The 25,811-nt window shown below is 68.8% G+C and carries 26 protein-coding genes; 18 read left to right on the forward strand and 8 right to left on the reverse strand.

What is annotated here, in order from left to right; translation table 11 throughout:
• Positions 1–2 precede the first annotated feature (2 nt).
• From ACZ6SF_RS30175 to ACZ6SF_RS30220, 10 genes are all read left to right on the forward strand, one after another.
• Positions 3–1,067 (forward strand): acyl-CoA dehydrogenase family protein, encoded by a 1,065-nt coding sequence (locus tag ACZ6SF_RS30175; RefSeq protein WP_449997648.1) that lies wholly within the window; start codon positions 3–5, stop codon positions 1,065–1,067.
• Positions 1,052–2,221: an acyl-CoA dehydrogenase family protein gene (locus ACZ6SF_RS30180; protein WP_466066698.1), complete on the forward strand. Its 1,170-nt coding sequence runs from the start codon at positions 1,052–1,054 to the stop codon at positions 2,219–2,221. The genes ACZ6SF_RS30175 and ACZ6SF_RS30180 overlap by 16 nt, the downstream gene beginning before the upstream one ends.
• A 96-nt stretch (positions 2,222–2,317) precedes the next feature.
• Complete coding sequence (locus ACZ6SF_RS30185; protein WP_466066936.1) at positions 2,318–3,205, forward strand: bifunctional MaoC family dehydratase N-terminal/OB-fold nucleic acid binding domain-containing protein; 888 nt, start codon at positions 2,318–2,320, stop codon at positions 3,203–3,205.
• Positions 3,202–3,627 carry a MaoC family dehydratase gene (locus tag ACZ6SF_RS30190; protein ID WP_466066700.1) on the forward strand — a complete coding sequence of 142 codons (426 nt, stop codon included), beginning with the start codon at positions 3,202–3,204 and terminating at the stop codon, positions 3,625–3,627. Before ACZ6SF_RS30185 ends, ACZ6SF_RS30190 begins: the two co-directional genes overlap by 4 nt.
• Before the next feature lie 48 nt (positions 3,628–3,675).
• The gene (locus ACZ6SF_RS30195) at positions 3,676–4,866 is read left to right on the forward strand and encodes a lipid-transfer protein (protein WP_466066702.1); all 1,191 of its coding nucleotides are present in this window, start codon (positions 3,676–3,678) and stop codon (positions 4,864–4,866) included.
• Between the two features lie 324 nt (positions 4,867–5,190).
• Positions 5,191–6,225, forward strand: a complete 1,035-nt coding sequence (locus tag ACZ6SF_RS30200; RefSeq protein WP_466066704.1) for a DUF4129 domain-containing protein — start codon at positions 5,191–5,193, stop codon at positions 6,223–6,225.
• Positions 6,222–6,716, forward strand: coding sequence for a hypothetical protein (locus tag ACZ6SF_RS30205; RefSeq protein WP_466066706.1), 495 nt, complete (start codon positions 6,222–6,224; stop codon positions 6,714–6,716). Before ACZ6SF_RS30200 ends, ACZ6SF_RS30205 begins: the two co-directional genes overlap by 4 nt.
• Positions 6,717–6,744: 28 nt before the next feature.
• A complete protein-coding gene (locus tag ACZ6SF_RS30210; protein WP_466066708.1) occupies positions 6,745–7,707 on the forward strand; it encodes an AAA family ATPase in 963 nt (320 codons plus the stop codon).
• Complete coding sequence (locus ACZ6SF_RS30215; RefSeq protein ID WP_466066710.1) at positions 7,704–8,978, forward strand: DUF58 domain-containing protein; 1,275 nt, start codon at positions 7,704–7,706, stop codon at positions 8,976–8,978. Before ACZ6SF_RS30210 ends, ACZ6SF_RS30215 begins: the two co-directional genes overlap by 4 nt.
• Positions 8,975–9,469, forward strand: coding sequence for a hypothetical protein (locus ACZ6SF_RS30220; RefSeq protein WP_466066712.1), 495 nt, complete (start codon positions 8,975–8,977; stop codon positions 9,467–9,469). The genes ACZ6SF_RS30215 and ACZ6SF_RS30220 overlap by 4 nt, the downstream gene beginning before the upstream one ends.
• Positions 9,470–9,559: 90 nt before the next feature.
• On the opposite strand, the gene ACZ6SF_RS30225 is transcribed toward ACZ6SF_RS30220, so the two are convergent.
• Positions 9,560–10,228, reverse strand: coding sequence for a class I SAM-dependent methyltransferase (locus ACZ6SF_RS30225; RefSeq protein WP_466066938.1), 669 nt, complete (start codon positions 10,226–10,228; stop codon positions 9,560–9,562).
• An 864-nt stretch (positions 10,229–11,092) separates the two neighbouring features.
• Here ACZ6SF_RS30225 and ACZ6SF_RS30230 point away from each other — a divergent pair.
• From ACZ6SF_RS30230 to ACZ6SF_RS30240, 3 genes are read left to right on the forward strand one after another with little or no spacing between them, the layout of a single operon-like run.
• Positions 11,093–12,853, forward strand: coding sequence for a cutinase family protein (locus ACZ6SF_RS30230; protein WP_466066714.1), 1,761 nt, complete (start codon positions 11,093–11,095; stop codon positions 12,851–12,853).
• A gap of 47 nt (positions 12,854–12,900) precedes the next feature.
• Positions 12,901–13,110: a type II toxin-antitoxin system VapB family antitoxin gene (locus ACZ6SF_RS30235; RefSeq protein WP_466066715.1), complete on the forward strand. Its 210-nt coding sequence runs from the start codon at positions 12,901–12,903 to the stop codon at positions 13,108–13,110.
• The gene (locus ACZ6SF_RS30240; RefSeq protein ID WP_466066717.1) at positions 13,107–13,526 is read left to right on the forward strand and encodes a PIN domain-containing protein; all 420 of its coding nucleotides are present in this window, start codon (positions 13,107–13,109) and stop codon (positions 13,524–13,526) included. Before ACZ6SF_RS30235 ends, ACZ6SF_RS30240 begins: the two co-directional genes overlap by 4 nt.
• A 60-nt stretch (positions 13,527–13,586) precedes the next feature.
• Here ACZ6SF_RS30240 and ACZ6SF_RS30245 read toward each other — a convergent pair whose 3' ends face one another.
• Both ACZ6SF_RS30245 and kstD read right to left on the reverse strand, forming a co-directional pair.
• Positions 13,587–14,450, reverse strand: coding sequence for a MaoC/PaaZ C-terminal domain-containing protein (locus ACZ6SF_RS30245; RefSeq protein WP_466066719.1), 864 nt, complete (start codon positions 14,448–14,450; stop codon positions 13,587–13,589).
• Positions 14,451–14,471: 21 nt separating this feature from the next.
• Positions 14,472–16,160: a 3-oxosteroid 1-dehydrogenase gene (kstD, locus tag ACZ6SF_RS30250; protein WP_466066721.1), complete on the reverse strand. Its 1,689-nt coding sequence runs from the start codon at positions 16,158–16,160 to the stop codon at positions 14,472–14,474.
• Between the two features lie 103 nt (positions 16,161–16,263).
• On the opposite strand from kstD, the gene ACZ6SF_RS30255 reads away from it, so the two are divergent.
• Positions 16,264–17,898: an FAD-binding protein gene (locus tag ACZ6SF_RS30255; RefSeq protein WP_466066723.1), complete on the forward strand. Its 1,635-nt coding sequence runs from the start codon at positions 16,264–16,266 to the stop codon at positions 17,896–17,898.
• Positions 17,899–17,943: 45 nt separating this feature from the next.
• Here the strand turns inward: ACZ6SF_RS30255 and ACZ6SF_RS30260 are convergent, their stop codons facing one another.
• Entirely contained in the window at positions 17,944–18,552 is a 609-nt protein-coding gene (locus ACZ6SF_RS30260; RefSeq protein ID WP_466066725.1) for a TIGR03086 family metal-binding protein, read from the reverse strand.
• 98 nt (positions 18,553–18,650) lie between these two features.
• On the opposite strand from ACZ6SF_RS30260, the gene ACZ6SF_RS30265 reads away from it, so the two are divergent.
• Complete coding sequence (locus tag ACZ6SF_RS30265) at positions 18,651–19,607, forward strand: helix-turn-helix transcriptional regulator (RefSeq protein ID WP_466066727.1); 957 nt, start codon at positions 18,651–18,653, stop codon at positions 19,605–19,607.
• An 81-nt stretch (positions 19,608–19,688) separates the two neighbouring features.
• Here ACZ6SF_RS30265 and ACZ6SF_RS30270 read toward each other — a convergent pair whose 3' ends face one another.
• Positions 19,689–20,810, reverse strand: coding sequence for an alkene reductase (locus tag ACZ6SF_RS30270; protein ID WP_466066729.1), 1,122 nt, complete (start codon positions 20,808–20,810; stop codon positions 19,689–19,691).
• 62 nt (positions 20,811–20,872) lie between these two features.
• On the opposite strand from ACZ6SF_RS30270, the gene ACZ6SF_RS30275 reads away from it, so the two are divergent.
• A complete protein-coding gene (locus tag ACZ6SF_RS30275; protein WP_466066731.1) occupies positions 20,873–21,250 on the forward strand; it encodes a MerR family transcriptional regulator in 378 nt (125 codons plus the stop codon).
• Here ACZ6SF_RS30275 and ACZ6SF_RS30280 read toward each other — a convergent pair.
• Complete coding sequence (locus ACZ6SF_RS30280; protein WP_466066733.1) at positions 21,231–21,872, reverse strand: hypothetical protein; 642 nt, start codon at positions 21,870–21,872, stop codon at positions 21,231–21,233. The genes ACZ6SF_RS30275 and ACZ6SF_RS30280 overlap by 20 nt on opposite strands.
• A gap of 201 nt (positions 21,873–22,073) precedes the next feature.
• Here ACZ6SF_RS30280 and ACZ6SF_RS30285 point away from each other — a divergent pair, with 201 nt between their 5' ends.
• Together ACZ6SF_RS30285 and ACZ6SF_RS30290 are read left to right on the forward strand one after the other, a co-directional pair.
• Positions 22,074–23,066 carry a GlxA family transcriptional regulator gene (locus ACZ6SF_RS30285; protein WP_466066735.1) on the forward strand — a complete coding sequence of 331 codons (993 nt, stop codon included), beginning with the start codon at positions 22,074–22,076 and terminating at the stop codon, positions 23,064–23,066.
• Between the two features lie 237 nt (positions 23,067–23,303).
• On the forward strand, positions 23,304–24,185 hold the full coding sequence (locus tag ACZ6SF_RS30290; protein ID WP_466066736.1) for an NAD(P)-dependent oxidoreductase: 882 nt from the start codon (positions 23,304–23,306) through the stop codon (positions 24,183–24,185).
• Between the two features lie 10 nt (positions 24,186–24,195).
• Here the strand turns inward: ACZ6SF_RS30290 and hsaB are convergent, their stop codons facing one another.
• Positions 24,196–24,813 carry a 3-hydroxy-9,10-secoandrosta-1,3,5(10)-triene-9,17-dione monooxygenase reductase subunit gene (gene hsaB, locus ACZ6SF_RS30295; RefSeq protein ID WP_466066737.1) on the reverse strand — a complete coding sequence of 206 codons (618 nt, stop codon included), beginning with the start codon at positions 24,811–24,813 and terminating at the stop codon, positions 24,196–24,198.
• 96 nt (positions 24,814–24,909) lie between these two features.
• Positions 24,910–25,809, reverse strand: coding sequence for an iron-dependent extradiol dioxygenase HsaC (hsaC, locus tag ACZ6SF_RS30300; protein WP_450003541.1), 900 nt, complete (start codon positions 25,807–25,809; stop codon positions 24,910–24,912).
• Positions 25,810–25,811 lie beyond the last annotated feature (2 nt).

Consider the following 25,811-nt stretch of genomic DNA (forward strand, 5'->3'; position numbering starts at 1 on the left):
ACGTGGACTTCACCCGAGACGAGGCCCAGGAGGCGGTGGCCGAGGTCGTCGTCGGACTACTGGAGCGGGAAGCGGCCCGCGACGCGGACCTGTGGCCCGCACTCACGGCCACCGGGCTGCTGTCGGTGGCGCTACCGGAGCAATACGGCGGCGACGATATGGGCATCGACGCGGTGTCGGTCCTGCTGACCGAGCTGGCCACCGACGCCGTCGCCGCACCCGCACTGCCCACCCTGGGCTTCGGGGTCCTGCCCCTGCTGGGCTCGATCCCGGAGGCCGTGGCCGCGGAAGTGTTCCCCGCGGTGGCCGAGGGCGCGGTGCTCTCGGCGGCGATCAGCGAACCCGGTGCGCCGCTGACCACCGAACCGGCGACCAAGGCCGAGGTGTCCGGCGACAGCGTCCGGATCACCGGCCACAAGGTCGCGGTGCCCTGCGCCGACCAGGCGCGGTGGCTGCTGGTGACCACCGATTCCGGGGTCGCGCTGGTGGAGACGTCGGCCGCGGGCCTGACCCTGACCGGTTCGCCGGTCTCCGGGGGCCTGCCGGAATTCTCGGTGCACCTGGACGGCGTGGTCGTCCCGGCCGACCGGTTGTTCCCCGAACTGGCGACGCGATTGCACCGGATGGTGCTGGGCACCATCGGCGCGGTTGCCGACGGATTGCTGGCGGGTGCGCTGAAACTCACCGCAACCCATGTGGGCACCCGGCATCAGTTCAACCGGCCGCTGGCCGAATTCCAGGCGGTGGCCCAGCAGATCGCGGATCTCTATGTGGTGTCGCGCACCTTGCACGCCGCCGCGCTCTCCGCGAACTGGGCGCTCGGGCAGGAGGATACGAGCCCCGAACGGCAGCAGCGGATCGACGACGATCTGAACGTGCTGGCCTATACGGTGGCCGCGGAACTTCCGCAGGCCATGCAGAAATGTCATCACCTGCACGGCGGTATCGGTGTGGATGTCACGCATTCCATGCACCGCTACTACTCACAGTCCAAGGACCTCGCCCGCTGGCTGGGCGGCGCCGCACTGCGGCTCGAACGATTGGGAGCAGGGTGTTCATCGATCTGACCAGCGAACAACGCAAACTACGCGACGACCTGCGGGCCTATTTCGCCGATCTCGTCACGCCGGAGGAATCCGCCGAGATGCAGGTCAATCGGCACGGCGACGCCTACCGCGCGGTGGTGCGGCGGATGGGCCGCGACGGCTGGCTGGGTGTCGGCTGGCCCAAGGAGTACGGCGGCCAGGGCTTCGGTCCCGTCGAACAGCAGATCTTCTACAACGAGGCCTCTCGCGCCGATGTACCGCTGCCGCTGGTGACGCTGCTGACCGTCGGCCCCACGTTGCAGACCTTCGGCACACAGGAACAGAAGGAGAAGTTCCTGCCCGGAATCCTGTCCGGCGATATCCATTTCGCCATCGGGTACTCCGAGCCGGAGGCCGGTACCGATCTGGCCGCGCTGCGCACCAGCGCGGTGCGCGACGACGCCGGCGACTGGGTGGTCAACGGGCAGAAGATCTTCACCACCGGCGCGCACGAGGCCGATTACGTCTGGCTGGCCTGCCGGACCGGGTCGGTGGAATCGCGGCATCGCGGGATCACCATCCTGATCGCGGATACCAAGGATCCCGGGTACTCGTGGACCCCGATCATCACCGCCGACGGCGCCCACCACACCAATGCCACCTATTTCGACAGCGTCCGCGTTCCGGCGAGCATGCTGGTGGGCGAGGTGGACAAGGGCTGGCGGCTCATCACCACCCAGCTCAACCACGAACGGGTGAGCCTCGGGCCGTCCGGCAAGATCGAGCAGCTCTACGACCGGGTCCGGGACTGGGCCCGCCCGCGCGGTGTCCTCGACCGGCCCGAGGCGCAACGGCCACTGGGCCGTATCCACGCCATGACCCGTCTCAACGAATTGCTGAACTGGCAGGTCGCGGCGACCGCGGAGAATCCCGATGTGGACCAGGCCCAGGTGATCGCGGACGCCTCCGCGACCAAGATCTTCTCCACCGAATCGCTGCAGGAGGCCGGCCGGCTGGCCGAGGAGATCGTGGGCCGCTTCGGCGATCCGGCCGATCCCGCGACGGCGGAACTGCTGACCTGGCTGGACCGGCGCACCAAACAGAACGTGGTGGTCACCTTCGGCGGCGGCGTCAACGAGGTGATGCGGGAACTGGTCGCGTCTGCGGGTCTGAAGCTGCCCCGGGTGCCGCGTTGACGCGACGTGACCGGTGCCGAGTAATGAAACCGAGGAGTTGAGTCCGTGCCGGAAACCAGTACGCCGGAAGCGATCACCGCGGCCGCCGAGAAGATCATGGCGGCCGGAGCCAGCGCGCCGCGGCCCGGCCGCGACCCGATCAATCAGCCGATGATCAACAACTGGGTCGAGGCCCTGGGCGACACCAACCCGGTGTATGTCGACGAAGCCGCCGCGAAAGCGGCGGGTTTCGACGGGATCGTCGCCCCGCCGGCCATGGCCCAGGTGTGGACCATGCTCGGGCTGAGCGGAAAACGTCCGGCCGACGATCCGATGGAGTCCACCAACGCGTTGCTCGATTCCGCCGGATACACCTCGGTGGTCGGCACCAATTGCGAGCAGATCTACCACCGCTATACGCGGCCCGGCGAAGAGGTGAGCATCACCAGCGCGCTGGACAGCGTGGTCGGACCGAAGCGAACCGGCCTGGGCGAGGGGTTCTTCCTGACCTACCGCACCAGCTGGTACGTCGGCGACGAACTGGTCACCGAAATGCTTTTCCGCATCCTGAAGTTCGCCCCCGGCACCGCGGCGCCGCCGAAGCCCGCGGCGGGGGAGCGGGTGCGGCCGCTGGTCTCGCAGGACACCGAATTCTTCTGGGCGGGTACCAAGGCCGGGGAACTGCGCATCCAGAAACTTCCCGACGGCACTCTGCGCCATCCGCCGGTGCCGGCGATCTGGCAGGACAAAGCCGAACCGGTCGACTACATCGTCTCCTCGGGCAAGGGCACGGTGTTCAGCTACGTCGTGCACCACGCGCCCAAGGTGCCCGGTCGCGATCTGCCGTTCGTGGTCGCCCTGGTCGAACTGGAGGAGGGGGTGCGGATGCTCGGCGAACTGCGCGGGATCGAACCCGGGAAGGTCGAGGTCGGACTCGAGGTGGTCGCCGGTTTCGAGACCCTGGACGACGATACGGCGCTGCCGTTCTGGAAGGTGACCGCATGACCGCCACATTCGATCCGGCCGCGGTCGCCGTCGGGACCGAACTGCCGGAACTGTCCATCCACGCCGACCCCACCTTCGTCATCAGCACGGCGCTGGCCACCCGGGATTTCCAGGATGTACACCACGACCGGGACAAGGCGATCGAACGGGGATCCAAGGACATCTTCGTCAACATCCTGACCGATACCGGGTTGGTGCAGCGGTTCGTCACCGACTGGTCGGGTCCGTCCACCGTGGTGAAGTCGATCTCGCTGCGACTCGGGGTGCCGCTGTACGCCTACGACACCCTGACGCTGACCGGAAAGGTCGTCGAGCTCGACGGGGAGGACATCCGCCTGGAGGTCGTCGGCAAGGACAGCCTGGGCGATCACATCGTCGCGACCGTTGTCGCCACCGTCCCGGGCGCCGGGGGCGGGGCGTGAGCGCCGTATCGATGCCGAGTCCTGTCCAGCCCGCGGAGTGAGGTTCGTATGACCAGTGCACAACATCCCCTGTCCGGCCGGGCCGCCATCGCGGGTATCGGCGCCACCGATTTCTCCAAGGAATCCGGTCGCAGTGAATTGCGGCTGGCGGCCGAGGCGGTCACCGCGGCGCTGGCCGACGCCGGGCTCACCCCGGCCGATGTCGACGGCCTGACCACCTTCACGATGGATACCAATCTGCAGGTGGCGGTCGCGCGGGCGGTCGGGATCCCGCAGTTGAAGTTCTTCAGCCATATCGGTTACGGCGGCGGCGCCGCCTGCGCCACCGTCCAGCAGGCCGCCATGGCGGTGGCCACCGGGGTCGCCGATGTGGTGGTGGCCTACCGGGCGTTCAACGAGCGGTCGGTCTCGCGGTTCGGGCAGTTCTCCAGCTCGCTCGCCGCCGCGCCCACCTCCTCGGGTATCGACGCCGGCTGGTCGTATCCGCACGGTCTGGGCACGCCGGCCGCGCAGGTCGCTATGGTGGCCCGCCGGTATATGCACGTGTACGGCGCGACGAGCGCGGATTTCGGGCGTATCGCGGTCGCCGATCGCAAACACGCCGCGGTGAACCCCGACGCGTTCTTCTACAACAAGCCGATCACCCTCGACGATCACCAGGCCTCGCGCTGGATCGCCGAACCGCTGCATCTGCTCGACTGCTGCCAGGAGTCCGACGGCGGTGTCGCCATCGTGGTGACGAGTGTGGAGCGGGCCCGGGATCTGCCCAATCCGGCGGCCGTGATCACCGCCGCGGCACAGGGCAGCGGCGCCGATCAGTATGTGATGACCAGCTACTACCGGGACGGTTTGACCGGGCTGCCGGAAATGGGCCTTGTCGGCGACCAGTTGTGGGCGCAGAGCGGTTTGCGGCCCGAGGATATGCAAACTGCAGTTCTGTACGACCACTTCACCCCGTTCGTCCTGATGCAGCTCGAGGAATTGGGATTCTGCGCGCGCGGTGAGGCGAAGGATTTCATCGCCGACGGCGCCATCGAAATCGGCGGGAAACTGCCGATCAACACCCACGGCGGACAGCTCGGCGAGGCCTATATCCACGGTATGAACGGTATCGCCGAAGGGGTGCGCCAGTTGCGCGGTTCCTCGGTGAATCAGGTCGACAATGTGGAGAATGTGCTGGTCACGGCCGGTACGGGCGTGCCCACGTCGGGACTGGTGCTCAGCGCCGACGCGGGCTGAGCGCGATTGAACCCGACCGGGAACTGTTCCGGGGACCCTCCGCGCCGCTCCGGTACGAGCGGCGCGGAGAGGCTCGGCCGCGCCGTGTAGTTACTCGATGGCGAGCGCATATCGCCGTCCGGTAATCCCGTTCGGGGGTTGTGAGATTTCACAGGGGGGAACAAGATATGACTGTTGATTCCTCGATGGACAGCAGGTTTGCCGGCAAGGGGCTGGTAAAGGTGGAAAACTTGGCATTTCATATTGTCGATTCACTCCCGGACCGGCCGTCCGGCATGTAAATATGTGGCTGTTCTTGGCAGTACGCAGGTTCGAGGTATCGGGTTGGCCGGGTCGCGGGCGCTGATCGCGCGCATTGTGGCGGTGTTCGCGCTGTTGTTCTGCGCTGTCGTCGCGCTGCGCGGAAACATCCCGGGGGTATCGGAAACCCCCGAAGACGGCGGTACGCCCACCGCACTCACCGTCGCCCTGATGCCGGTGCTGCTCACCGTCTCCATCGTGGTGCTGCTCGCCGGGGTGATCGCCAGCCAGCACCGGTTACCGCTGGCCATGCCCGACCTGGAGGAGGCCGCGCACAGCTGGCGGCTGGGCCGGCTCGGGCTCGTCGCGCTGTTCATCCTGGCCGTCGCCGGGGTCCTGGCGGCCATCTTCTTCGCCGTCTACTTCATCGGATTCCAGCGCACCGCCGAGCAGGTCCCCGCACCTCCGGCGAACAATCGCCCGGCGGATCAGCCCACCGCCGTCCCGCCCGGAACCGACGAGGACCAGCCCGTGCTCACCGGCACCGGGATGATCCTCGCGACCGCCGCCGCCGGCACACTGGTCGCGGTCGCGGTGACCGGTCTGGCGGTGGTGACCGTCAATACCACCAGACGTGAGCGGGCCGAGGAACCCGGCGACGACGAGGCCGCCGCCGGCGAACGCCTGGCCATGGAAACCGATTCGCTGGTGAAAGCGGCCGAAATGGGTCTGGCCGCGATGAACGCGCCCGGGCAGGATCCGCGGACCGCCATCATCGCCTGCTACCTCGCGATGGAACGCGGGCTGATCAGGGCCCGCGGGGTGGCGCCCCGGGCATCGGACACCCCGATGGAGGTGCTGGCCCGGGCCTTCGAACACGGGGCCCTGCGCGACGCCTCCGCGCGGGAACTGGTCGCGCTGTTCGAGGAGGCGCGGTTCAGCCCGCACTCGATGCTGGCATGGCAGCGGATGCGGGCCGAGCAGCTTCTCCGGGTGGTGCTCGCCGACCTGCAGGGGCTGGCGTCACCCGCCGTGCCCGCGGCGGTGGCCGCCGATCCGGGCGGTTATCCACCCGATCTGCCGCTCGGCGGGGTCGCGAACCGGACGGGGGCGCTGTGAGCAGACCGTGGATCGTGGTGACGGCGATCGTCGCCGTCGCGCTGTTCGAGGTGGCCGCCTATCTGCGGGCCCGCGATTTCATGCTGGTCGCCGCGGGCGTACCGGTGGCGTTCGCGCTGTGCTGCTTCGTCTGGGTGCTGTTGCGCCCGGAGAAGCGCGATAAGGAAGCCGCCGACGAGATGGAGAACGGGCCCGCCGAGATGCTGCGCCACTGGTATGCCCGTGCCGAGATGCTCGTCGATCGCGCCGACGGCAGCCGTGCCGACTGGGATCGCCATCTGCGCCCGCTGCTGGCCAAGGAATTCCAACTGTCCGCCGGCCTGCGGGTCAGCAAGAACCGGCGGGCACTGGAAAACGCCGGGGTCCACTTGTTCGGCGCCGAACTGTGGCGCTGGGTGGATCCCGCGGACTCGGCGTTGCGTGACCAGAACACGCCCGCGCCGGGTCGCGCGGCTCTGGACGAGATCCTGAGCCGCCTTCAGAGAATGTGAAACGGGTCGACGCATTGCGAGAGATGACATGACGATGCCCTTGGACGCCACCGTCCAACGCACCGAAGCCGTGCTCCGGGAGGTTTCCCGGGTCGTCGTCGGTAAACGCGAAGAGCTACAGCTCATCATGATCGCGATCCTGTCCGGCGGGCATGTGCTCATCGAGGATCTGCCGGGGCTGGGCAAAACGCTGATAGCGCGATCCTTCGCGGCAGCGCTCGGGCTGGATTTCACCCGGGTGCAGTTCACCCCCGACCTGCTGCCCGCGGATCTGCTCGGGTCCACGATCTACGATATGTCCACCGGGCGTTTCACTTTCCGCCGCGGCCCGGTGTTCACCCATATGCTGCTGGCCGACGAGGTGAACCGGACTCCGCCCAAGACGCAGGCCGCGCTGCTGGAGGCCATGGCGGAGGGGCAGGTCAGCATCGACGGTGAAACCTTCCCGCTACCGCAGCCGTTCGTCGTGCTGGCCACCGACAACCCCATCGAGTACGAGGGCACCTATCCGCTGCCGGAGGCGCAGCTGGACCGGTTCGCCATCCAGCTCCGGCTGGGCTACCTGTCCGAACTCGACGAGACCGAGATGATCCGGCGGCGTCTGGAACGCGGCGCGGTGCAGCCGCGGGTGAATCAGGTCGTCGACGCCAAAGGCCTGCTGGAGATGCGGCACGCGGTGGAATTCGTCTCGGTGCACCCGGATGTGGTGGGTTATGTGGTCGCGCTGGCGAGCGCGACCCGCGCGCACGCGCAGGTCGAGGTGGGCGCGAGCCCGCGCTCGGAACTGGATCTGGTGCAGATGGCGCGGGCGCGGGCGCTGCTGAACGGCCGCGACTATGTGGTCCCCGAAGATGTGAAGGCCCTGGCGGTTCCGGCCATGGCACACCGGATCACGCTGCGCCCCGAGATGTGGGTGCGCCGTATCCGCGGTGAGGACGTGATCGGCGAACTCCTGCGCCGCCTCCCGGTTCCGCGCGCCGCTACCCAATGAGACACCGCGACGCCAGTGCCACGGTGGAGGCGCGACTGCGCTGGCGCCCCGCCCCGCTGACGTATCTGCTGGCCATCGCCTCGGCGGTCGCGCTCTTCGGCGCGGTGATCTCGGGCAGCTGGCAACTGGTGGTGTTCGCGGCGCCCATGCTCGGTGTCCTGGCCAGCGCCCCCTGGCAGGTGACGCGCACCCGGATCCAGGTGGACGGGGCGGGAACCCAGCGTTGTTTCGAGAACGAGCAGGTCACCGTGGCGATCGCCGCGTTCGTGGACCAGGGGCATGCGCTGCTGCGGTGTAAACCGGTGGCGGTCGACGGGATGACGGTCACGGTCGAGGAGGCGGTGGATTCCGGTGCGTCGCCGGCCGGGTTGCGGCTGACCGTTTCGGCGCAGCGGTGGGGTCGCTATCCGATCTCGGTGCGGGTCAAGGCCCTGAGCCCGGCGGGTATGGCACTGGCCACCGCGACCCTGCCGGCCGGGGAGGTCTACGTCTACCCGATCACCGACCCGCAGCGGATGCGGCTGCCCCGCACCGAACTCCCGGAGCGTCTCGGCGTCCATCTCACCCGCCGGCACGGCCCGGGTGTGGAGTACGCCGATATCCGCGCCTACGCCCCCGGCGACCAGTTGCGCATAGTGAACTGGCCGGTGAGCGCCCGCCGGGGCCGCCTCTACGTCACCGAACGCCTCACCAACCGGTCGGCGGATGTGGTGGTTCTGGTGGACACCTCCCAGCAGGCGCCGGGCCCCGCCAGCGACGCGCTGGAACTCTCGGTTCGCGGCGCCGCGCAGGTGGTGCAGTCCACCCTGCAGGCCGGTGACCGAACCGCGGTGGTGTGCCTGGGACAGCACCCGCGCTGGTTGCGACCCGATATCGGCCGGCGCCAGTTCTACCGGATCGTCGACACCGTGCTCGACGTCGGCGACGAATACATCGCCACCACGGGCACCCTGGCCCCGTACGCCGCGGTCCCGCTGGGCGCGATCATCGTCGCGTTCACCACTCTGCTGGACACCCAGTTCGCCCTCGCCCTGATAGATCTCCGCAAACGCGGACATGTGGTGGTGGCGGTGGATGTGCTGCGCGGCAGCCCGTTCAGTCAGGACCTGGATCCGACCATGGACAAGATGTGGCAGCTGGAACGGACCTCGATGTACCGGGATATGAGCACGGTCGGCGTCGATATCGTGCCCTGGGCCGCCGATACCCGGCTGGACCAGACGATGCGCCTGCTGCCACAGCATCGCCGGATGATCCGGGTGCGCCGATGATCGCCTTCCTGGCCCATCTCTCCGGGACGCTGCTGGTGCTGCTGGTGGCTCTGATCCAGCCGTGGGCCGCTCCGGTCGCGATCGTGCTGGTGGTGGTCGGCTGGTGGTGGCGCTGGTCGGCGATCGCCGCCGTCCTGCTGGTGATCGGCGTGCTGGGCCTGTCGGATACCGAATTGGTGGCTTCGGCCGCGGCCGGTCTGGTCGCCACGACGTATCTGCTGAACATCGCGACCGTCACCGCGCCCCGCGGCGTGGTCCCCACGACCCTGCCGTCGGTACTGGGCGCGATCCTGTGGACGCTCGCGGCCTGCGGCGCGGCGCTGCTGCCCTTCCAGCTGCCCTGGGCGCCGGTGGCGGCGCCCGTACTGGTGATCCTGCTGTCGTCGATCCTCACCTACAGCATCACCGCGACCCGCCGCCGCCCCACGCCGGCGAAGACCGCGGGGCCGGGTACCGGACCGGGCCGGACGGACGCCGAACCGGAGGACTGACGCGTCAACGTGCCCGGCCGTCCGCGTGCAGCGGGAGACCGGAGCCATCGGGTCCGGCACGGGACCGGTGGCCGTACCGCCCGCCGCCGTCTACCCGGGGCGCCCGACTCGCTCGACGCGCGCGGACCAGGCCGGTGCGCCGTGCCGGTGGAAGCGGGTCTCGATTCGTTCGGGATCGATCGCCGCGAGACGCCATCCACCGTCCGGATCGAACGTGGCGGCCAGTTCGTCCCTGGCCACCGGGTGGGGCCCGGGATCGGTCCCCTCGTCGCTGAAACACAGTAGATACAGCGTCGCGCCCGGGTCGGTGACCGCGGCCAGGCTCGCGAGGTAGCCGGGTCGTTCACCGGGGTCGAAACTGTGGAACAGGCCGCAGTCCAGCACGGTGTCGAAGCGGCGGCCCAGTCCGGCCAGGTCGCGGGCGTCGGCCGTGACGAACTCGGCGCCGATTCCGGTGTGCCGGGCCTTCTCCCGGGCCGCCGCGAGCGCCGTCTCCGCGATATCGAAACCCAGCACCGGCAGGCCCAGCGCCGCGATATGCAAGGCGTTCTCCCCGGTGCCGCAACCCGCGTCCAGCACCGCGCCGGTGAACGCCCCGCGCGAGGCCAGGCGCATCACGGCAGGCTGCGGGCCGCCGATATCCCAGGGCGCGGGTCCGTCGGTGTAGGAGGCGTCCCACGGCCTTCCACTGCGAACCTCGTGCCCGGTCGGCTGTAGCCCGCCGAACGGATCGTTCCCGGTTTCCGGTTCCCGGCCCATGGTCGGCACCTCCCTGTCCTTCCCCCGGAAGGCCCATGGTCGCACAGCCGGGACCCGCGAGAGGGGAGGCGACCCGGGTGGTCGGCAGTCCGTCGAGATCCGCCGCGCCGGAACGATTCCGGTTCCCCGAACCGAAGGATCGGTCCGATTCGATGGGGGCGCAGATTACCCCGGGGTGGGGTCGTGAAATCCTGTGGGAGAGCGAGTTTTCACGGCCTCCAACTGCCAACTCGTCCAAATATGCGGCTACAAAACAAACTTCACGTTTTGGGCCATCCACCCGCGAACCGGTGCCGAATAGTTGGTGATTGCTCCTCCCGGCTTCATCGTTCGGCTGTTCTCGAGGCGCGATCGGCGCTGTCACAGGCTGTTCCGCTTTGTGGAGGTACGCGATCACGTGGTCCGGGCGCCTGCCCGGACGATCAACGCAACCGATAGAAAGAGGCGAAAAATGTTCCTTACCGATCTGCTCGCGTCCGTCGGCAGCCTGCTCACCGGCCTGATCGGCATCCTGCTCTGAGCTCGTGATCTCGACCCGAGGTAGCTCGTGATCCCCGTCGGGGGCAAACGTTGTTTTCTCGGTAGTTGCACTATGGCCTTACCCGCCTCGCACGGCCTGCGCCTTGTTGGCGAGGCGGGTAGGTGTCGTCTTTCTGTTTTTCCGAAACGGTCGGCGATCTGATTTCTCGCGTCGGCGAATTCCCTGTGGGTGAGGAGTAAACGAATGCTCATCAGCACCGTCGGACAGGTGGTCGGCGCGGTCTTGGACTTCGTTATCGGGCTCCTGATTCCGTAACGCCACCCGCAGAACACGTCATCGGTCGCCGCCGGGGCTCGCGCGCGGCGTTCCGTTCGGAGGTCCGGATGAAGTGTGCCCGAACGCTGGGGAATCGAGTACTCCGCGGAATCGTCGTGCTGTCGGCGCTATCCGTTTTCACGGTCGCCGCCGGGCCGTCGATCGCGATCGCTCAGGAAAACCCCTCCGCCGGTGCCGCGTCCGGCGAATGCCACAGTCTTTTCGTGCTCGGAGTGGAGGGCACCGGTGAATCATCGGCCGCCTCCGCCGCGGGTGCGGCGGTCACGGGATTGCTGGCAACGGTGCTGGATCCCCTGACCGAGGCACTCGGGCAGCGGGTGGGGCAGGCGTATGTGCCCTATCCCGCGGCATTCGGCGGTGCTCTGCCGGGCGCCCTGGTGCCCTATTCCGCGTCGGCGGCCGAAGGGCTGGGACAGTTGCGGGATATGGCGACCGATGTCCTCGAACGCTGTCCACGCACCCAGCTCGGCCTGATCGGCTACTCGCAGGGCGCCCATGTGGTGTCCATGTTCGCGCGTGAAGTGGGTGCGGGCGGCTCTGCCGTTCCGGCGGACCGGGTGGCGGCGGTGGCACTGCTCGCCGACCCCACTCGCGCGCCGGGCGCCCCGGTCCTGCCCGGTCTGCCGGGTCGCGACCGGCCCGATCCGGCGCCGGGGACCACGGGTGCGGAACTGGGTACCGTGCCCGGGTTCTCGCAACGCGCTATGCCCGGCGGCGGTATCGGTCCGCTGAGCGATATCGCCGCGGATTTCGGTGCGCTCACCGGCCGGGTGGCCTCGCTGTGCCTGCCCGGCGACCTCGCCTGTGACGCGCCGCCGGATGTGCCGCTGCTGCATATGATCGTCAACATCCTGGGTCAGGCCGAGCTCGTTCCGTCGGATCCCCTCGCCGCGCTCACCTCGATCTCGGATGCCTTCTCGGCCACCCTCTCGCGCACCGCGACCAGCGTCGTCAACCACGACCTGAACGGCTATTCCCTCGGAACGCTGTCGCTGACCCCGGAGAAACCGCTGAGCGTCCGGCTGGCCGAAGCCGCCGATCCCCGGTCCGGCGGGGAGCCGGAGGCCCGGCAGGCGCTGTTCAAACTGGGGACCAGCGCGCTCAACACGCTGCTGGCGATCGTCGGCGTCGCGCTGACCCCCGTCGAGGTCGCCGCGATCGCCACGGCGCCCGACCCGCTGTCCGGATTGCATCGGACCGCGGATGCGCTGGTCACCGCGGTCGAGCGCCCGATACCGAAGCGGACGGCGTTCAACCTCGTATCCAAGACCTTCGACTCCCTCGGCGCCCTGAGCGCGGACAACGCCGAGCTCCTCGACCCCGCACAGTGGTTGCGCTACGCCGATACCGTGCGCCGTCACGTCGACTACCCGAACGCCGTGTTCACCTCGGACGGGCGCTCCGCGACCGGTCTGATCCTGGGCTGGTTCACGGCGGTGGCGACGGATCTGGCCCTGCACCGCGTACCCCCACCGCGGCCCGCTCCGCCGCTCGCCCTGCCGGTGCCCGGCGGCCCGCCGATCGTGCTCGCCCCGGTGCCGCCCCCGTCGGCTGTCGCACCCGACGATCCGGTGCGCAGGGTCGCGGACGGTCCGCGACCCGCGACCGGTGATGTCCGGGAGACCGCCTCGACCCGGTCGGTGCCGACTCCGGTCGTCTACTTGGTGCCACTGCTGGTGCTGGTCGTCGTCTCGGCCGGCGCGACCTCCGCGATCCGCTGGGCCGACCGCATCCGGGGCAACCGGGCGCCGGCGGCGGTGGCCACGTCGGACCCGCCGGAGTCGCGCGCCGGTACCGCCACCAGTTGAGATATCCGATATATTGGAAGTGGATATTTCGAATATATGGAGGGCGGATGTCCAAACTACTCATAGATGTCGATGACGAGGCTCTCGCCGAAGCACAGCGACTGCTGGGGACCGGCACCAAGAAGGATACGGTCAACGCCGCTCTCATCGAGGTCGCCAAGCGACTCAAAAGAGTCAAGGCGCTGAACGAACTCGGGGAGATGGCAGAGCGGGGCGATTTCGATGTCCTGCTGAACAAGTCCGAATACCGGCGGTGATCAGCTACCTGATCGACACCTCTGCTGCGGTTCGGGTAATGCGTGATCCGGCGCTGCGCAAGACCTGGCATGAGACTTTCGCCGCGGGAGTTGTCGCAACGTGCGATGTCGTTGAGCTGGAACTCTTGTTCGGGGCGCAGTCCCTGGGGGATCGGCTACGGAAGAGGGAGCTGCTCGGGGAGTTGTTCGGGTGGGCGGTCACTCCGGACAAACTCTGGTCGCGAGCACACCAGGTGCAACAACTGCTGACCGAACGGGGGTGGCACCGCAGCGCGGGGGTCGCGGATCTCGCCATCGCGGTGACAGCGGAGGCGAACAGCTTGACAATTCTGCACTACGATCGCGATTTCGAAACTGTCGCCGAGGTCACCGGTCAGCCGGCGCAATGGATCGCGCCACCCGGGACGATCAGCTGACGGAAACGCCATGTGGCCGGCGACCTCCGGTGAGGTCGCCGGCCACACTGCGGGCATCGCTCAGTCGGCGAAGGTGAGGACCACATCGCCGAGTACGGGCGCGTTCTCGCGGTCGACCGCGGTCGCGCTGATGGTCAGCCGGCCCGGTTCCCGCCAGATCCGCGACCGCAGCGTCTCCCCGGGGAACAGCACCCCGGCGAAACGCGCCTTGAATCCGGTCACCTTGCCGGCCACCGAATCCAGCACCGTATCGGTGGCGGTTTTGCAGATGATCCCGTAGGTGCACAGGCCGTGCAGGATCGGCGCGGGGAAACCGGCCCCCTTCGCGAACTCCGGATCGGAGTGCAGCGGGTTGCGGTCGCCGCAGAGGCGGTAGAGCAGGGCCTGCTGCGGGAGGGTCGCGGTGGTGACGTCGAAATCCGGATCCCGTTCGGGGAGATCGGCCTTGCTGCTCGGACCGCGCTCGCCGCCGAAACCGCCTTCGCCGCGGGCGAAGATGGAGGACCGTTCGGTCCACAGTGCTTCGCCGTCGGAACCGGTGACGGTGAACTCCTGCACGATCACCGCGTTGGAGCCCTTGTCCCACAGTTCGCTGATACGGCCGGTGCGGGTCGCTTTACCCGAGGCGGGCAGCGGCCGGTGCACCTGCACCTCCTGGGAACCGTGCACCACCTTCGCCAGGTCGATATCGACACCGGGGAACTTCACCTTCGGCGGGTCGGTATCACGCAGGGTGTGCGCGACCGTGGCGAAGGTGGGCAGTACCTGCGGTTCCCGGTCGTCGAGGTAGCGCAGTTCGGCGGGGTCGGTCCAGCGGTGACCGGCGCCGATACCCAGGTGGTAGAGCTGGACGTCGGAGGCGGTCCAGGAGAATTCCTTGCTCGGGAGCTCGGCTCCCAGAGCGACTTTCGGATCGATCGGCATACGGATCTCCTCGCCGGCGGCTCAGGCCGCGGTCTTCTTGCGGTCGATGATGTCGTGGACCGCGAGATAGCCGAAGGCGATCGCGGGTCCGATGGTGGCGCCGGGGCCCGCGTAGGTGTGGCCCATCACCGGGGTCGAGACATTGCCGGACGCGTAGAGACCGTCGATCGGGGTCCCGTCCTCGCGCAGGACCCGGGCGGCGGTATCGGCGACCAGGCCGCCCTTGGTGCCGAGATCGCCCGGCACCATCTTGGCCGCGTAGTACGGACCCTGGACCAGCGAGGCGAGGCACGGATTCGGTTTGACGGTCGGGTCGCCGTAGTAGCGGTCGTACTGGCTGTCGCCGCGGCCGTAGTCCTCGTCCTTGCCGGTTTCGGCGAACCCGTTGAACCGCTCGACCGTGGCGGCGAGCTTATCGGCGGGAACGCCGATCTTCTCGGCCAGTTCGTCCAGGGTCGCGGCCTTGACGATGAGGTCGTTCTCCATCCAGCGCGACGGGAACTTCAGGCCCGGCTGCAGGCTGGCGAACATATAGCGGTTGCGGTACCGCTGGTCGAAGACGAGCCAGGTGGGGATGTTCTCGCCCGGCCCCTCGCCCTGCCCGTACTCGCCGCCGTACATGGTGTGCACGGCCTCGACGTAGGGGGCGGATTCGTTGCCGAACCGCTCGCCCCGGGTGTTGATCATGATCGATCCGGGCAGATTACGCTCGGACAGCGCGAACCAGGGCTTACCGCCCTTGAAGATCGTCGGACCCCACCAGGCGTCCTCCATGAAGCCGATAGCGGCGCCCGCGTCCATACCCGCGACGATGCCATCGCCGGTATTGGTGGCGGCGCCGGTTGTCCACTCAGTGGTGATCGGCTCACGCTGGTACTTGGCCCGCATCTCCGCGTTGTGCTCGAATCCGCCGCTGCCCAGGATCACGCCGTGGCGGGCGGTGAAGGTGACGGTTTCGCCGTTGTGGGTGGCCTCGACGCCGGTGACCTTGCCGTCGGTAACGACCAGTTTGGTCATCGGGGTATCGAGCAGCAGGGGCACGTTCGCGTCCATCAGGCCTTTGCGCATCCCGGCGATCACGGCCTGGCCCATCACCATCAGGTGTTTGTTGGTGAACTTGGCCCAGTAGGTGCGCACCCCGACCCGCAGTGCCCGCAGTACGCCCTTGGGATGGCGGCGGATCAGGTTCAGCCGGACGAAATCGGCCTGGGTGACCGCCACATTCAGCGGGGCCTTCGAATAGGGCGGATGGATGTTGAACCGCTCTTCGCCGAGGATTTTGGCGTTGAACGGTTTGGGTTCACAGGACCGCCCGCCCGCGCGGCCACCGGGGGCCTCGGGGTAGTAGTCGGAGTAGCCCTTGACCCATTCCATCTTCAGCGGCGAATGCGCGAGGACGAAATCCATCGCCTCCGCGCCGCGGTCGATATAGGTATCGATCCGTTCCGCGGGCACTACGTCGCCGATGATGCTGTGCAGGTACCGGCGCGCTTCCTCGCGGTCGTCGGGACCGCCGGAATCGCGCAGGGCCTTGTTGCCGGGGATCCACACCCCGCCGCCCGAGCGCGCGGTCGATCCACCGTAGTAGGGAGCCTTCTCCAGGATCACCACACTCAGCCCGTTGTGCGCGGCGGTGAGGGCGGCGGTCATCCCGGCGGCGCCGCTGCCGACCACCACCACATCGTATTCCCGATCGTTCATGTAGAACACGTTATAGAATGAAGCCGCTGTAGGTCTATGTTGTCTGGCAGAAGACTTGATCCGCAGCGTAAACAGCAGGGAAACTCGTTTCAGTTTCTGGTGGAGTTGATAGATGACGCAGGAATGGGACCTCACCGCGGATGTCGTGGTCGTGGGGTACGGCGCGGCCGGTGCGGCCACCGCATTGCAGGCCACCGAAGACGGGGCCCAGGTCCTGGTGCTGGATCGTTTCACCGGCGGCGGCGCCACCGCGCTGTCCGGCGGCATCATCTACGCGGGCGGCGGCACCTGGGTGCAGCGCGCGGGTGGGGTGGAGGACACCCCGGAACTGATGCTGGCCTACCTCGAACGTGAGGTCGGTGATGCCGTCTCCCCGGCGACCCTGCGCCGCTTCGTCGACGACAGTCCCGCCATGATCGACTGGCTGACCGGGCACGGAGTGCCGTTCGAGGCATCGCTGTGCCCGTACAAGACCTCGTATCCGAACAACGACTACTACCTGTACTACTCCGGCAGCGAGATCTCCGGCGCCTTCGCCGATATCACCCCGGCCCAGCGCGGTCACCGCGTCAAAGGCTGGGGAACCTCCGGCAAGAAACTGTTCGCGCCGCTGGCCCGCTCGGCGGCCGAGCGCGGTGTGCGGGTGGAAACGCTGACCACCGCGACCTCGCTCATCACCGACGGCGCCGGTGCGGTCGTCGGAGTCGAATGCCGGACGCTGCGCGACGCGCCCGCGCGCGTCAAGAGCCGTTATACGCGGATGGCCGCGATCGCCGCCAAACCGGGCATCTACTACCCGCCGCTGCGCCGCGCCCTGGAGAAGCAACTGGCCCGGCTGGACCGCCGGTACGCGACCACCATCCGGGTTCTCGCCCGGCGCGGGGTGGTGCTGACCGCGGGCGGTTTCATCGCCAACCGCGAAATGCTGCACGCCTACGCCCCCGCCTACAAGAACGGCCTGGCCCTGGGCAGCTCCGGTGACGACGGCAGCGGGATCGAACTGGGGCGCGGTGTCGGCGCCGCGACCGACCGGATGAGCAATGTGTCGGCCTGGCGGTTCCTGCTCCCGCCGAGCTCGTTCGCCGGGGCGATGCTGGTCGACGGCAAGGGACAGCGCGTCATCGACGAGACCCGCTACGGCGCGGCGGTCGGCGACGCCCTCATCAACCGGCACGACGGTATCGGCTGGCTGCTGGCAGACGATGCGCTCATGCGTACCGCGATCTCCCAGATCGGCCCGCAGGCGGCCTGGTTCCAGCGGATGCAGTTCGAGGTGATGCGGCGCAAGGCCAAGAGGGGCAGGACACTCGATCAGGTGGCGGCCGCCGCCGGGGTCGACCCGGTGGGGCTGCGCGAGACGGTCGCCGAGCACAACTCCGCCTACGCCACCGGCGCACCCGACCCGGTGGGCAAACCGGCGGAATACGTCCGCCCGGTGGGCGCGGGTCCGTACTGGATGCTCGATGTCTCCATCAAACCGAGCCTGACCAATCCGTGCCCGATGTTCACCGTCGGCGGTCTCGCCGTCGACGAGCAGACCGGAGCGGTCCGCGCCGCCGGGGGCGGTGTGATCCCCGGCCTGTACGCGGCGGGCCGGACGGCCGCGGGTATCTGCGTGAACTCCTACGTCAGCGGCCTGTCGCTATCGGACTGCGTGTTCTCCGGCCGGCGGGCCGGCCGGAACGCGGCGGGGGAGACGGTCGTCGCGGAAGGCTCGCCCGGAGCGCGGAAAACACCGGGGGAGTAGACCCGCCCGGCTCGCCCACCGTCGATGCGAGCGAGCCGTGCGTGATCACGCGCGGGGCCGGCGACCCAGGTAGCGCAGGAGCCGGTCGGTATCGGACCCCTCGCCCGCGACGACCGGGCCGTAGGCGCCCCAATCGCGCAGCGGTTCGATCCGGCCCCGGGCGGCGGCGAGGATCGGCGCCGACAGCTCATCGGTCAGCGGCGACTCCTGGCCGGTGGCGATCGCGATATCCCAGGCGTGCACGGCCGCGTCCAGGGCGCAGAGGACCGCGGCGACCGGGGTGGGCAGCGGGCCGAAGGGCAGCGGGGTGGGCACGTTCTCGGTGTCGTCGGTGACCGTCGCCCAGGCGGTGGCCGTCTCCTCGAGGGCCGCCGCGACCAGTGCGACGGGGCCGTCGGCGAGGGTTCCGGAGGGCGAGAAGGGGTCGTAGTCGGGGCCGGTACCCAGCCCGAGCGCGGCCGCGAAGGCGCGCTGATCGCCGGCGGCGTGCTCGGCGACCTGCGCGACGTTCCATTCCGCGCACGGGGTCTCCAGCTGCCACTGGTCCGGCTCGACCCGCGCGACGACCGAACGGAGCGCCTCGTGCGCGGAGGCGACGACCTCCCGCCAGACCGGCGCGAGCTGGGTGGTGATTTCGGGAGTGGTGGTGTCCATTGTCTTGCCTCTCGGTCGTTTCCGGCGTTGAACTCAGACTATGGCGCTATTAGGCTCGTTTTCTTCCTGATCAGAACTTCACCGCGAAGGAGGATTATGTGACCTCCACCACAACCCGGGTGCTACGTCTGCTGTCTCTGCTCCAGGACCGCGGGTACACCGGACCGGAGCTGGCTCGGCGGCTCGGCGTCACCGACCGGACCCTGCGTCAGGACATCGCCCGGCTGCGCGAACTCGGCTATCCGGTGCACGGCACCCGCGGCCCGGTCGGCGGCTACCGGCTCGGGCAGGGCGCCACCATGCCGCCCCTGGTGCTCGACGACGACGAGGCCATCGCGGTCGCGGTGGCGATGGGGCTGGCCGAGGACGGGTCCACCGGGATCGCCGATATCGATCACAGCGTCACCCGCGCGCTGGCCAAACTCGAGAGGATCCTGCCGAAACGTCTGCAGCGCACCGTGAACGCGCTGCGCGAGGCCACCGCGGTGGGTCCGGCCACCATTGGCTCCCGGGAACCCGACGCACCCGTACCCGCGGAAACGCTGGCGACCATCGCGGCGGCGGTCCGGGCGGCGCGAGTCGTCGAACTCGACGATCGGCAGGTGGAGCCCTGCCGGCTGGTGAGCTGGCAGCGGCGTTGGTACCTGGTCGGATACGACCTCGACGGGCACAGCTGGCGCGCGTTTCCGGTCGCGCGGGTGGGCCGGGTCGTGCCGGGCACCCGCCGCTTCGCGGGCCGTACTCCGCCCGACAGCGATCTGGTCGCCTTCGTGCTCCGTGAGGTGGCGTCGACGGGTTGGCGGGTACACGCCCGGGTCACCGTGCTCGCGCCCGCCGAAACCGTGATCGCCCGTATCAATCCCGCGGTCGGCGTGGTGGAACCGGTCGACGAGAACTCGTGCCTGCTGCTCACCGGGGCGGACGCGATGGAGACCATCGCCATCTATCTGAGCATGCTCATGATGGACTTCCGGATCGACGGTCCACCCGAACTCGTCGACCACATCCGCACCCTGGGACGACGCTACCGGGACGCCATCGCCCACCTCGAATGAGCGGATCCGGCCGTGCGTATCGGCGGTCCCCGGCGTGGCGGCCCGCGCACTCACCCGGATATGGCCGCGGGACGGTCGCTCTCAGGACGCGGCCTCCCGCGGCGCGGCGGCCTCGGCGAGGGTGGGGTAATCGGTATAGCCCTCGGCGCCGCCCACGTACATGAGGTGCGTATCGCGTATCGGATTGAGCTGAGCGCCGATACGGAGACGTTCCACCAGATCCGGGTTGGCCAGAAAGGCGCGGCCGAGGGCGATCTGATCGGCGCCCGCGTCCAGGAGGCGGACGGCCTCCTGTTCGATGGCACGGGGATCGCGGCTGTCGCCCGCCCGCGCGGGGTTGGCGATCAGACTGCCCGGCCAGCGCCCGCGCAGCTCACGCAGCAGCGGATCGTCCGCGTCGATCCGGACGATATGCAGGTACGCGAGCCCGAGACCGGCCAGCGCGGTGGCCAGTGCCGGGTAGATGGCCGCGGTATCGCCCTCGGCGATGCCGTTGACCGGATTCGCCGGAGAGATACGAAGTCCTACGCGCTCGGGTCCGATGGCGGCCGCCACCGCCGTCACGACCTCCACCGTGAAACGGATGCGGTTCGCCACCGGGCCGCCGTAGGAGTCGGTCCGCCGGTTGGTGTTCTGGGCCAGGAATTGGTGCAGCAGGTAGCCGTTGGCGCTGTGTACCTCCACCCCCGCGAACCCGGCCGCGATCGCGTTTCGCGCCGCGGTCACGAAATCGGCGACGGTCGCGCCGATCTCGGCGGTCGTGAGTTCGCGCGGGGTGACGGCCGGCCGATGACCCGACGGGGTGTGCACCGTATCGGGCAGCGGGATCGGCGACGGCGCCACCGGCACCAGTCCGCTGTTGTCGGGATGGCCGACCCGGCCGCCGTGCTGGAGCTGCAGGAACATCCGGCCACCGGCGGCGTGGACGGCCTCGGTGACGCGACGCCAGCCGGCGATGTGCTCGTCCCGGTGGATACCGGGAATATCGGCGTAGGTCTGCCCGACCCGGTTCGGCGTGGCCGCCTCGGCGATGATCAGTCCCGCTCCGGCCCGCTGCGCGTAGTAGGTCGCCATCAGTTCGGACGGGGTCCCGTCGGATTCGGCGCGGTTGCGGGTCAACGGCGCCATGACCAGGCGATGTGGCAGTTCGAGCCCGGCCAGGCGGGTGGGTGTGAATAGAACGCGGGGCGCGGTGGTTGTCATGCCGAGAAGGTAAGACCTGACATTGATGTGAAGTTCAAGTCCTGTGGGATCGCGAGGCGAGAATGCGAATCGGTGAGCTGGCACAGCGGACCGGCGTCAGCGAACGGTCGCTGCGTTACTACGAGGAGCAGCGGCTCCTCGCGGCCGGCCGGACTCCGGGCGGTCACCGCGACTATCCGGAGCAGGCGGTGGACCGGGTCATCCACATCCAGGAATTGTTCGCGGCCGGACTCTGCAGCAAGAAGATCGTGGAGATCCTGCCCTGCCTGCGCGATACCGACGGCGGCGCGGACGAAGCGGCGACCCCCGGGCTGGTGCGTGAGCTGGAGGTCGAGCGGGACCGGATCGACCGGATGATCGCCGACCTGCGCCGCTCCCGCGAGGTGCTCGACGAGGTGATCGCGCGCGCGGGCGCGGGATTCACCGCCGCGCCGGTATGAGACCGCCCGCCTCGCACACCCCGTCCACCGGCCGGGTGTCGCCGCCCGGGCCGGGACGGGTCCGCGCCGGTTCGCGCCGCGACCGGCGCGGACCGGCGAGCAGGCCGCCCAGGGTGAACTGCTCCGCCGCGGCCGCCGGATCCGTTCCGGGAGCCCCGAAGACCTCCGCGACCAGCTCCGGGCTCACCGACCCCGACTCCGCGGCGTACACCAGCATCGCCGCCGTCGCGCGCCGCCGCTCGTCGTTCAGCAGATCCGTGACCGCGTCCACGGTGTCACCGGTGCTCCAGACGCGCGGGACCGCCGCCGCGCGATACGCGAGCGGCAGGGGTTCGGACAGCTGCCAGCGTCCGGATTGCCACCAGTAGCCGAAGGGGATCACCGGCGAATCCGGGGCGCTCCCGGTCGCGATCTCACCCCACCACGCCGCCTTTCCGCCCGGCAGGGCCCGCAGCACGGACCCGCCGCCGCGACCGTTGTCGTACCAGGCGAGCCGGGGCAGCACCCGGGGTCCCCACTCGTCGCCGGTCGCGCCGGACGCGGCCGCCACCGCTGTCCAGCGCGCCCACAATCGCGGATACGGCGGCAGAGCGTCGGGGTCGAGAAGGGTGCGGCTGTTCATGGGTGAGCCTTCGGTTGTGACGGTTCGCGACCCACCGCGAAGGTGTGGTGGTCGGCGAATCGGATAGCTGCGGCTCCGCGGCGTCGGGGTTCGCCGTGCGGACCGGCCGGCCGGCTCGGGTCGAGCGGATGAAATGACCGTAAGGCCCGACGGGTGCCCTACTGAAGTGTCGGATACGACATATTCAGTACCATTCCCGACATGGATGTCGCTGTTCTCGTGACGGACGGTGTCGCGGACCTGGGACTGGCCGCGGTACTGGAAACCTTCACGCTGGCCAATGCCCTCCGGGATACGCTCGCGACCGTGCCGCCCGCCTGGCAGGTCCGCACTGTCTCGCAGGGTTCGAGCGTCCGGTCGGGAAACGGCTACACGATTCCCACCGTCCCCCTCGGCGAGCTGCCGGATACGTCCGGCGACCGCGCGTTTCCGGGCGAACTGATCGTGCCGGCTCTCCACGTGCTCGACGCGTCCGAACTCGTCGAGCGGATCTCGGCGCCGGAGAACACACCGATCCTGGACCGGATCGGTACCGATCGCTCGCGGGGCGTGCATATCGCGGGCGCCTGCGCGGGGACGTTCTTCCTCGCCGAAGCCGGTGTCCTCGACGGTCTCTCGGCGACCACGAGCTGGTGGCTGGGACCGGCCTTCCGGAAGCGCTATCCCGCGGTCGCCCTCGACGAAGGACTCACCCTGTGCCGCACCCCGGCGGTCACCACCGCCGGCGCGTATCTGTCGCATGTGGATCTGGCCGTCTCGCTGGTCTACCGGGTGAGTCCGGCGCTGGCCGAGAAAACCGCGCGCTACCTGGTGCTGGGCCGGGGCCGTTCGCAGGCCGGGCATATCGTCCCCGAGGTGATGGCGCTGGGCAACCCGCTCATCGCGGATTTCGAACGCTGGGTCAGAGGCCATATCGGGGACCAGTTCCGGATCGCGGACGCGGCGCGCGAACTGGGTATCACCGAGCGGAGTCTGCAGCGGGCCACCCAATCCGAACTGGGTATGTCGCCACGCGATCTGGTCCACGACATCCGGCTCGAACACGCCGCGCTGCTGCTGCGCACCACCACGCTCCCGCTGGAGGCGGTGGCGTCCCGGGTCGGTTATCTCAACGCCGGCACTCTGCGCAATCTGGTACGCCGCCGCCGCGATATGAGTATCGCGGAATTCCGCGCCACGCCGTTCGTCTGGTGAGTCACCCGGTCACCCGGTGCGGACCCGGTCCGAATCGCTTCTCGCCCATCCCGCACGCTCCAGCTGCTCACATACCTGTAGGTCAGTATCGCACCGAATAGTGGGTACTTGTCCCGGCATCTCCTGTTGACGAATGTGGATAACGGCGCGCCCCCCGTTCACCGGATCCGCCGCTTCGTCCCGCTTCGACCGCGGCGACCGGAACAGCGGATTCCTCTCGGCAAGGAGTAATCGGATATGACCGCGAACGAACAGACGAGCGTGGCCGTGCTGGGTCTCGGCCCGATGGGACGAGCCATCGCGACCACGCTGGTGAAGTCGGGGACGCCCACCACCGTGTGGAACCGGACCCCCGGAAAGGACGCGGGTCTCCTCGGCCTCGGCGCCGTCGCCGGAGCCGATCCCGCCACGGCGATCGAGTCCGCCGATCTCGTGATCGCCGTGCTCGGCGACCACGCCTCCGTGCACTCGGTTCTCGATCCCGTGGCCGCGGAGTTACGCGGCAAGGCCCTGATCAATCTGACCAGCACCGCCCCGGAGGATTCCCGCGAGCTCGCCGCCTGGGCCGCCGCCCACGGTATCGATTTCGTCGACGGCGGCATCATGGCGGTGCCGCCCATGATCGGTACGCCCGGTGCCTCGATCCTGTACAGCGGGTCGGCGCCTGTTTTCGACCGATTCCGCGGCGACCTCGAGAAGCTCGGCTCGGCGGAATATTTCGGCGCCGACGCCGGAACCGCCGCACTCTACGATTTCGCCCTGCTGGCCGGTATGTACGCCATGTTCACCGGTTTCTTCCACGGTGCGGCCATGGTGCGTTCGGCCGGTGTGGCCGCGTCGGATTTCGCACCCCGGGCGGCGGCGTACGTCACCGCCATGGCGGGATTGCTCCCGGCTCTGGCCGCGGTGATCGACAGCGGCGACTACGCCGACGACATCCAGCCCGCGACATTCCACAAACCCGCCTTCGACGCCATCGTCCGTGCCAGCCGCGACGCGGGCGTGGCCCTCGATATCGTCGGGCCGATCAAGAACCTGATCGACCGGCAGATCGCCGACGGCCGGGCGGGCGAGGGAATGGAAAGGATCACCGAAGAACTGGCGGGGAACCGGCGCTGATACCGACGCGCTACAACCAGGTGTCGAGGGTCGTGGTGGTGAGGAAGTGGTCCAGATCGGCGCGCCAGGGGGCCGGGGTGGTCTTCTCCGGTTCGATGGCGGTGTACTGGCCGCGGTAGAACAGCAGCGGGCGGCCGTTGGTGGTCGCGGCGGTCTCCTCCATGGCCAGGACGCGGCCGATCACGATGAAGTGGTCGCCGCCGTCCACCACGCTGTCCACCCGGCATTCGATGGTCGCCAGCGAGTTGTCCAGCCGGGGCAGGCCGAGTGCGGAGGTGTGCCAGTCGGTTCCGGCGAACTTGTCCGGTTCGCGGGAACCGAATTTCGCGCACACCGGCTGCTGCTCCTCGGCGAGGACGTTCACGCAGAAACGCCCGTTCGCCTCGATGGCGGCCCAGGAACGCGACCCCTTGGTGGGGCAGAACAGCACCAGCGGCGGGTCCAGGGAGAGGGCCGCGAACGACTGGCAGGCGAAACCGATGGGGGTTTCGCCGTCGGTGAAGGTGGTGATGACGGTGATACCGGTGCAGAACTGCCCGAGGATATTGCGGAACTGCCGGGGATCGATGGTGGCCTGGTCCTCGGCCGCTTCGCCCGTGCCGTCGGCCGGATCCGCTGGTGCCGTCACGTTCATACCGTCCTCGCCTCGTTCTGGAGCTGCCGGCGGCGGACCGCCGGATTCAGCCGGGCCCGGTGCGAGTATCGCACCGGGCCCGGCCGGAGATCACTTGAAACCCACCGAGAAATCGTGGCCCCACAGGCTCACCGCGGTCGATTCCCGGGCGATCCAGCTGTGGTCGTCGACTTCCAATCCCTCACAGCCGAATTCGACATCGAATCCGCCGGGGGTCTTCATATAGAACGACAGCATCTTGTCGTTGATATGCCGGCCGAGCGTGGCCGACATCTTCACCTTCTTGCGCATGGCCCGGTCCAGGCACAGGCCGACATCATCGGAGTTCTCCACCTCGACCATGAGGTGGACGATGCCGGTCGGGTTGGGCAGCGGCATGAACGCCAGCGCGTGATGGCGCGGGTTGCAGCCGTAGAACCGCAGCCAGGCCGGGTCCCCGTCCTCCGGGCGGCCCACCAGCTGGGGCGGCAGCCGCATCGAGTCACGCAGCCGGAAGCCCAGGATGTCCTGGTAGAACGCCTGCGCGGCGGCATCGTCGGAGCAGGTCAGCACCACATGGCCGAGGCCCTGTTCGGCGGTGACGAACTTGTGCCCGTACGGGCTGACGAACCGGCGTCCGAGGTACTGCGCGCCGTAGAACGCCTCGAGGGTGTTCTCGGAGGGGTCCTGGAACCGGATCATCCCCTCCACGCGACGCTCGTCGAGCTCCGCTTTGGTGCCCTCCTCGAACGCGATGCCGTTCTTCTCCAGGGTCTCCCGCAGCCGCTGCAGCGCGGGCCCGTCGGTGACCTCCCAGCCCGAGACCAGCAGCCGGTCCTTCTCGCCGGGCACGATCACGAGCCGGGCGGCGAAATCATCCATCCGCAGGTAGAGCGCGTCGGGGTTGTTCCCGCTGCCCTCCATCATGCCGAGCACCTTCAGGCCGTATTCGCGCCAGGCCGCCATATCGGTGGCCTCGATGCGCATATAGCCGAGTGCCTTGATACTCATCG

The sequence above is a fragment of the Nocardia sp. NPDC049935 genome, assembly GCF_055586645.1.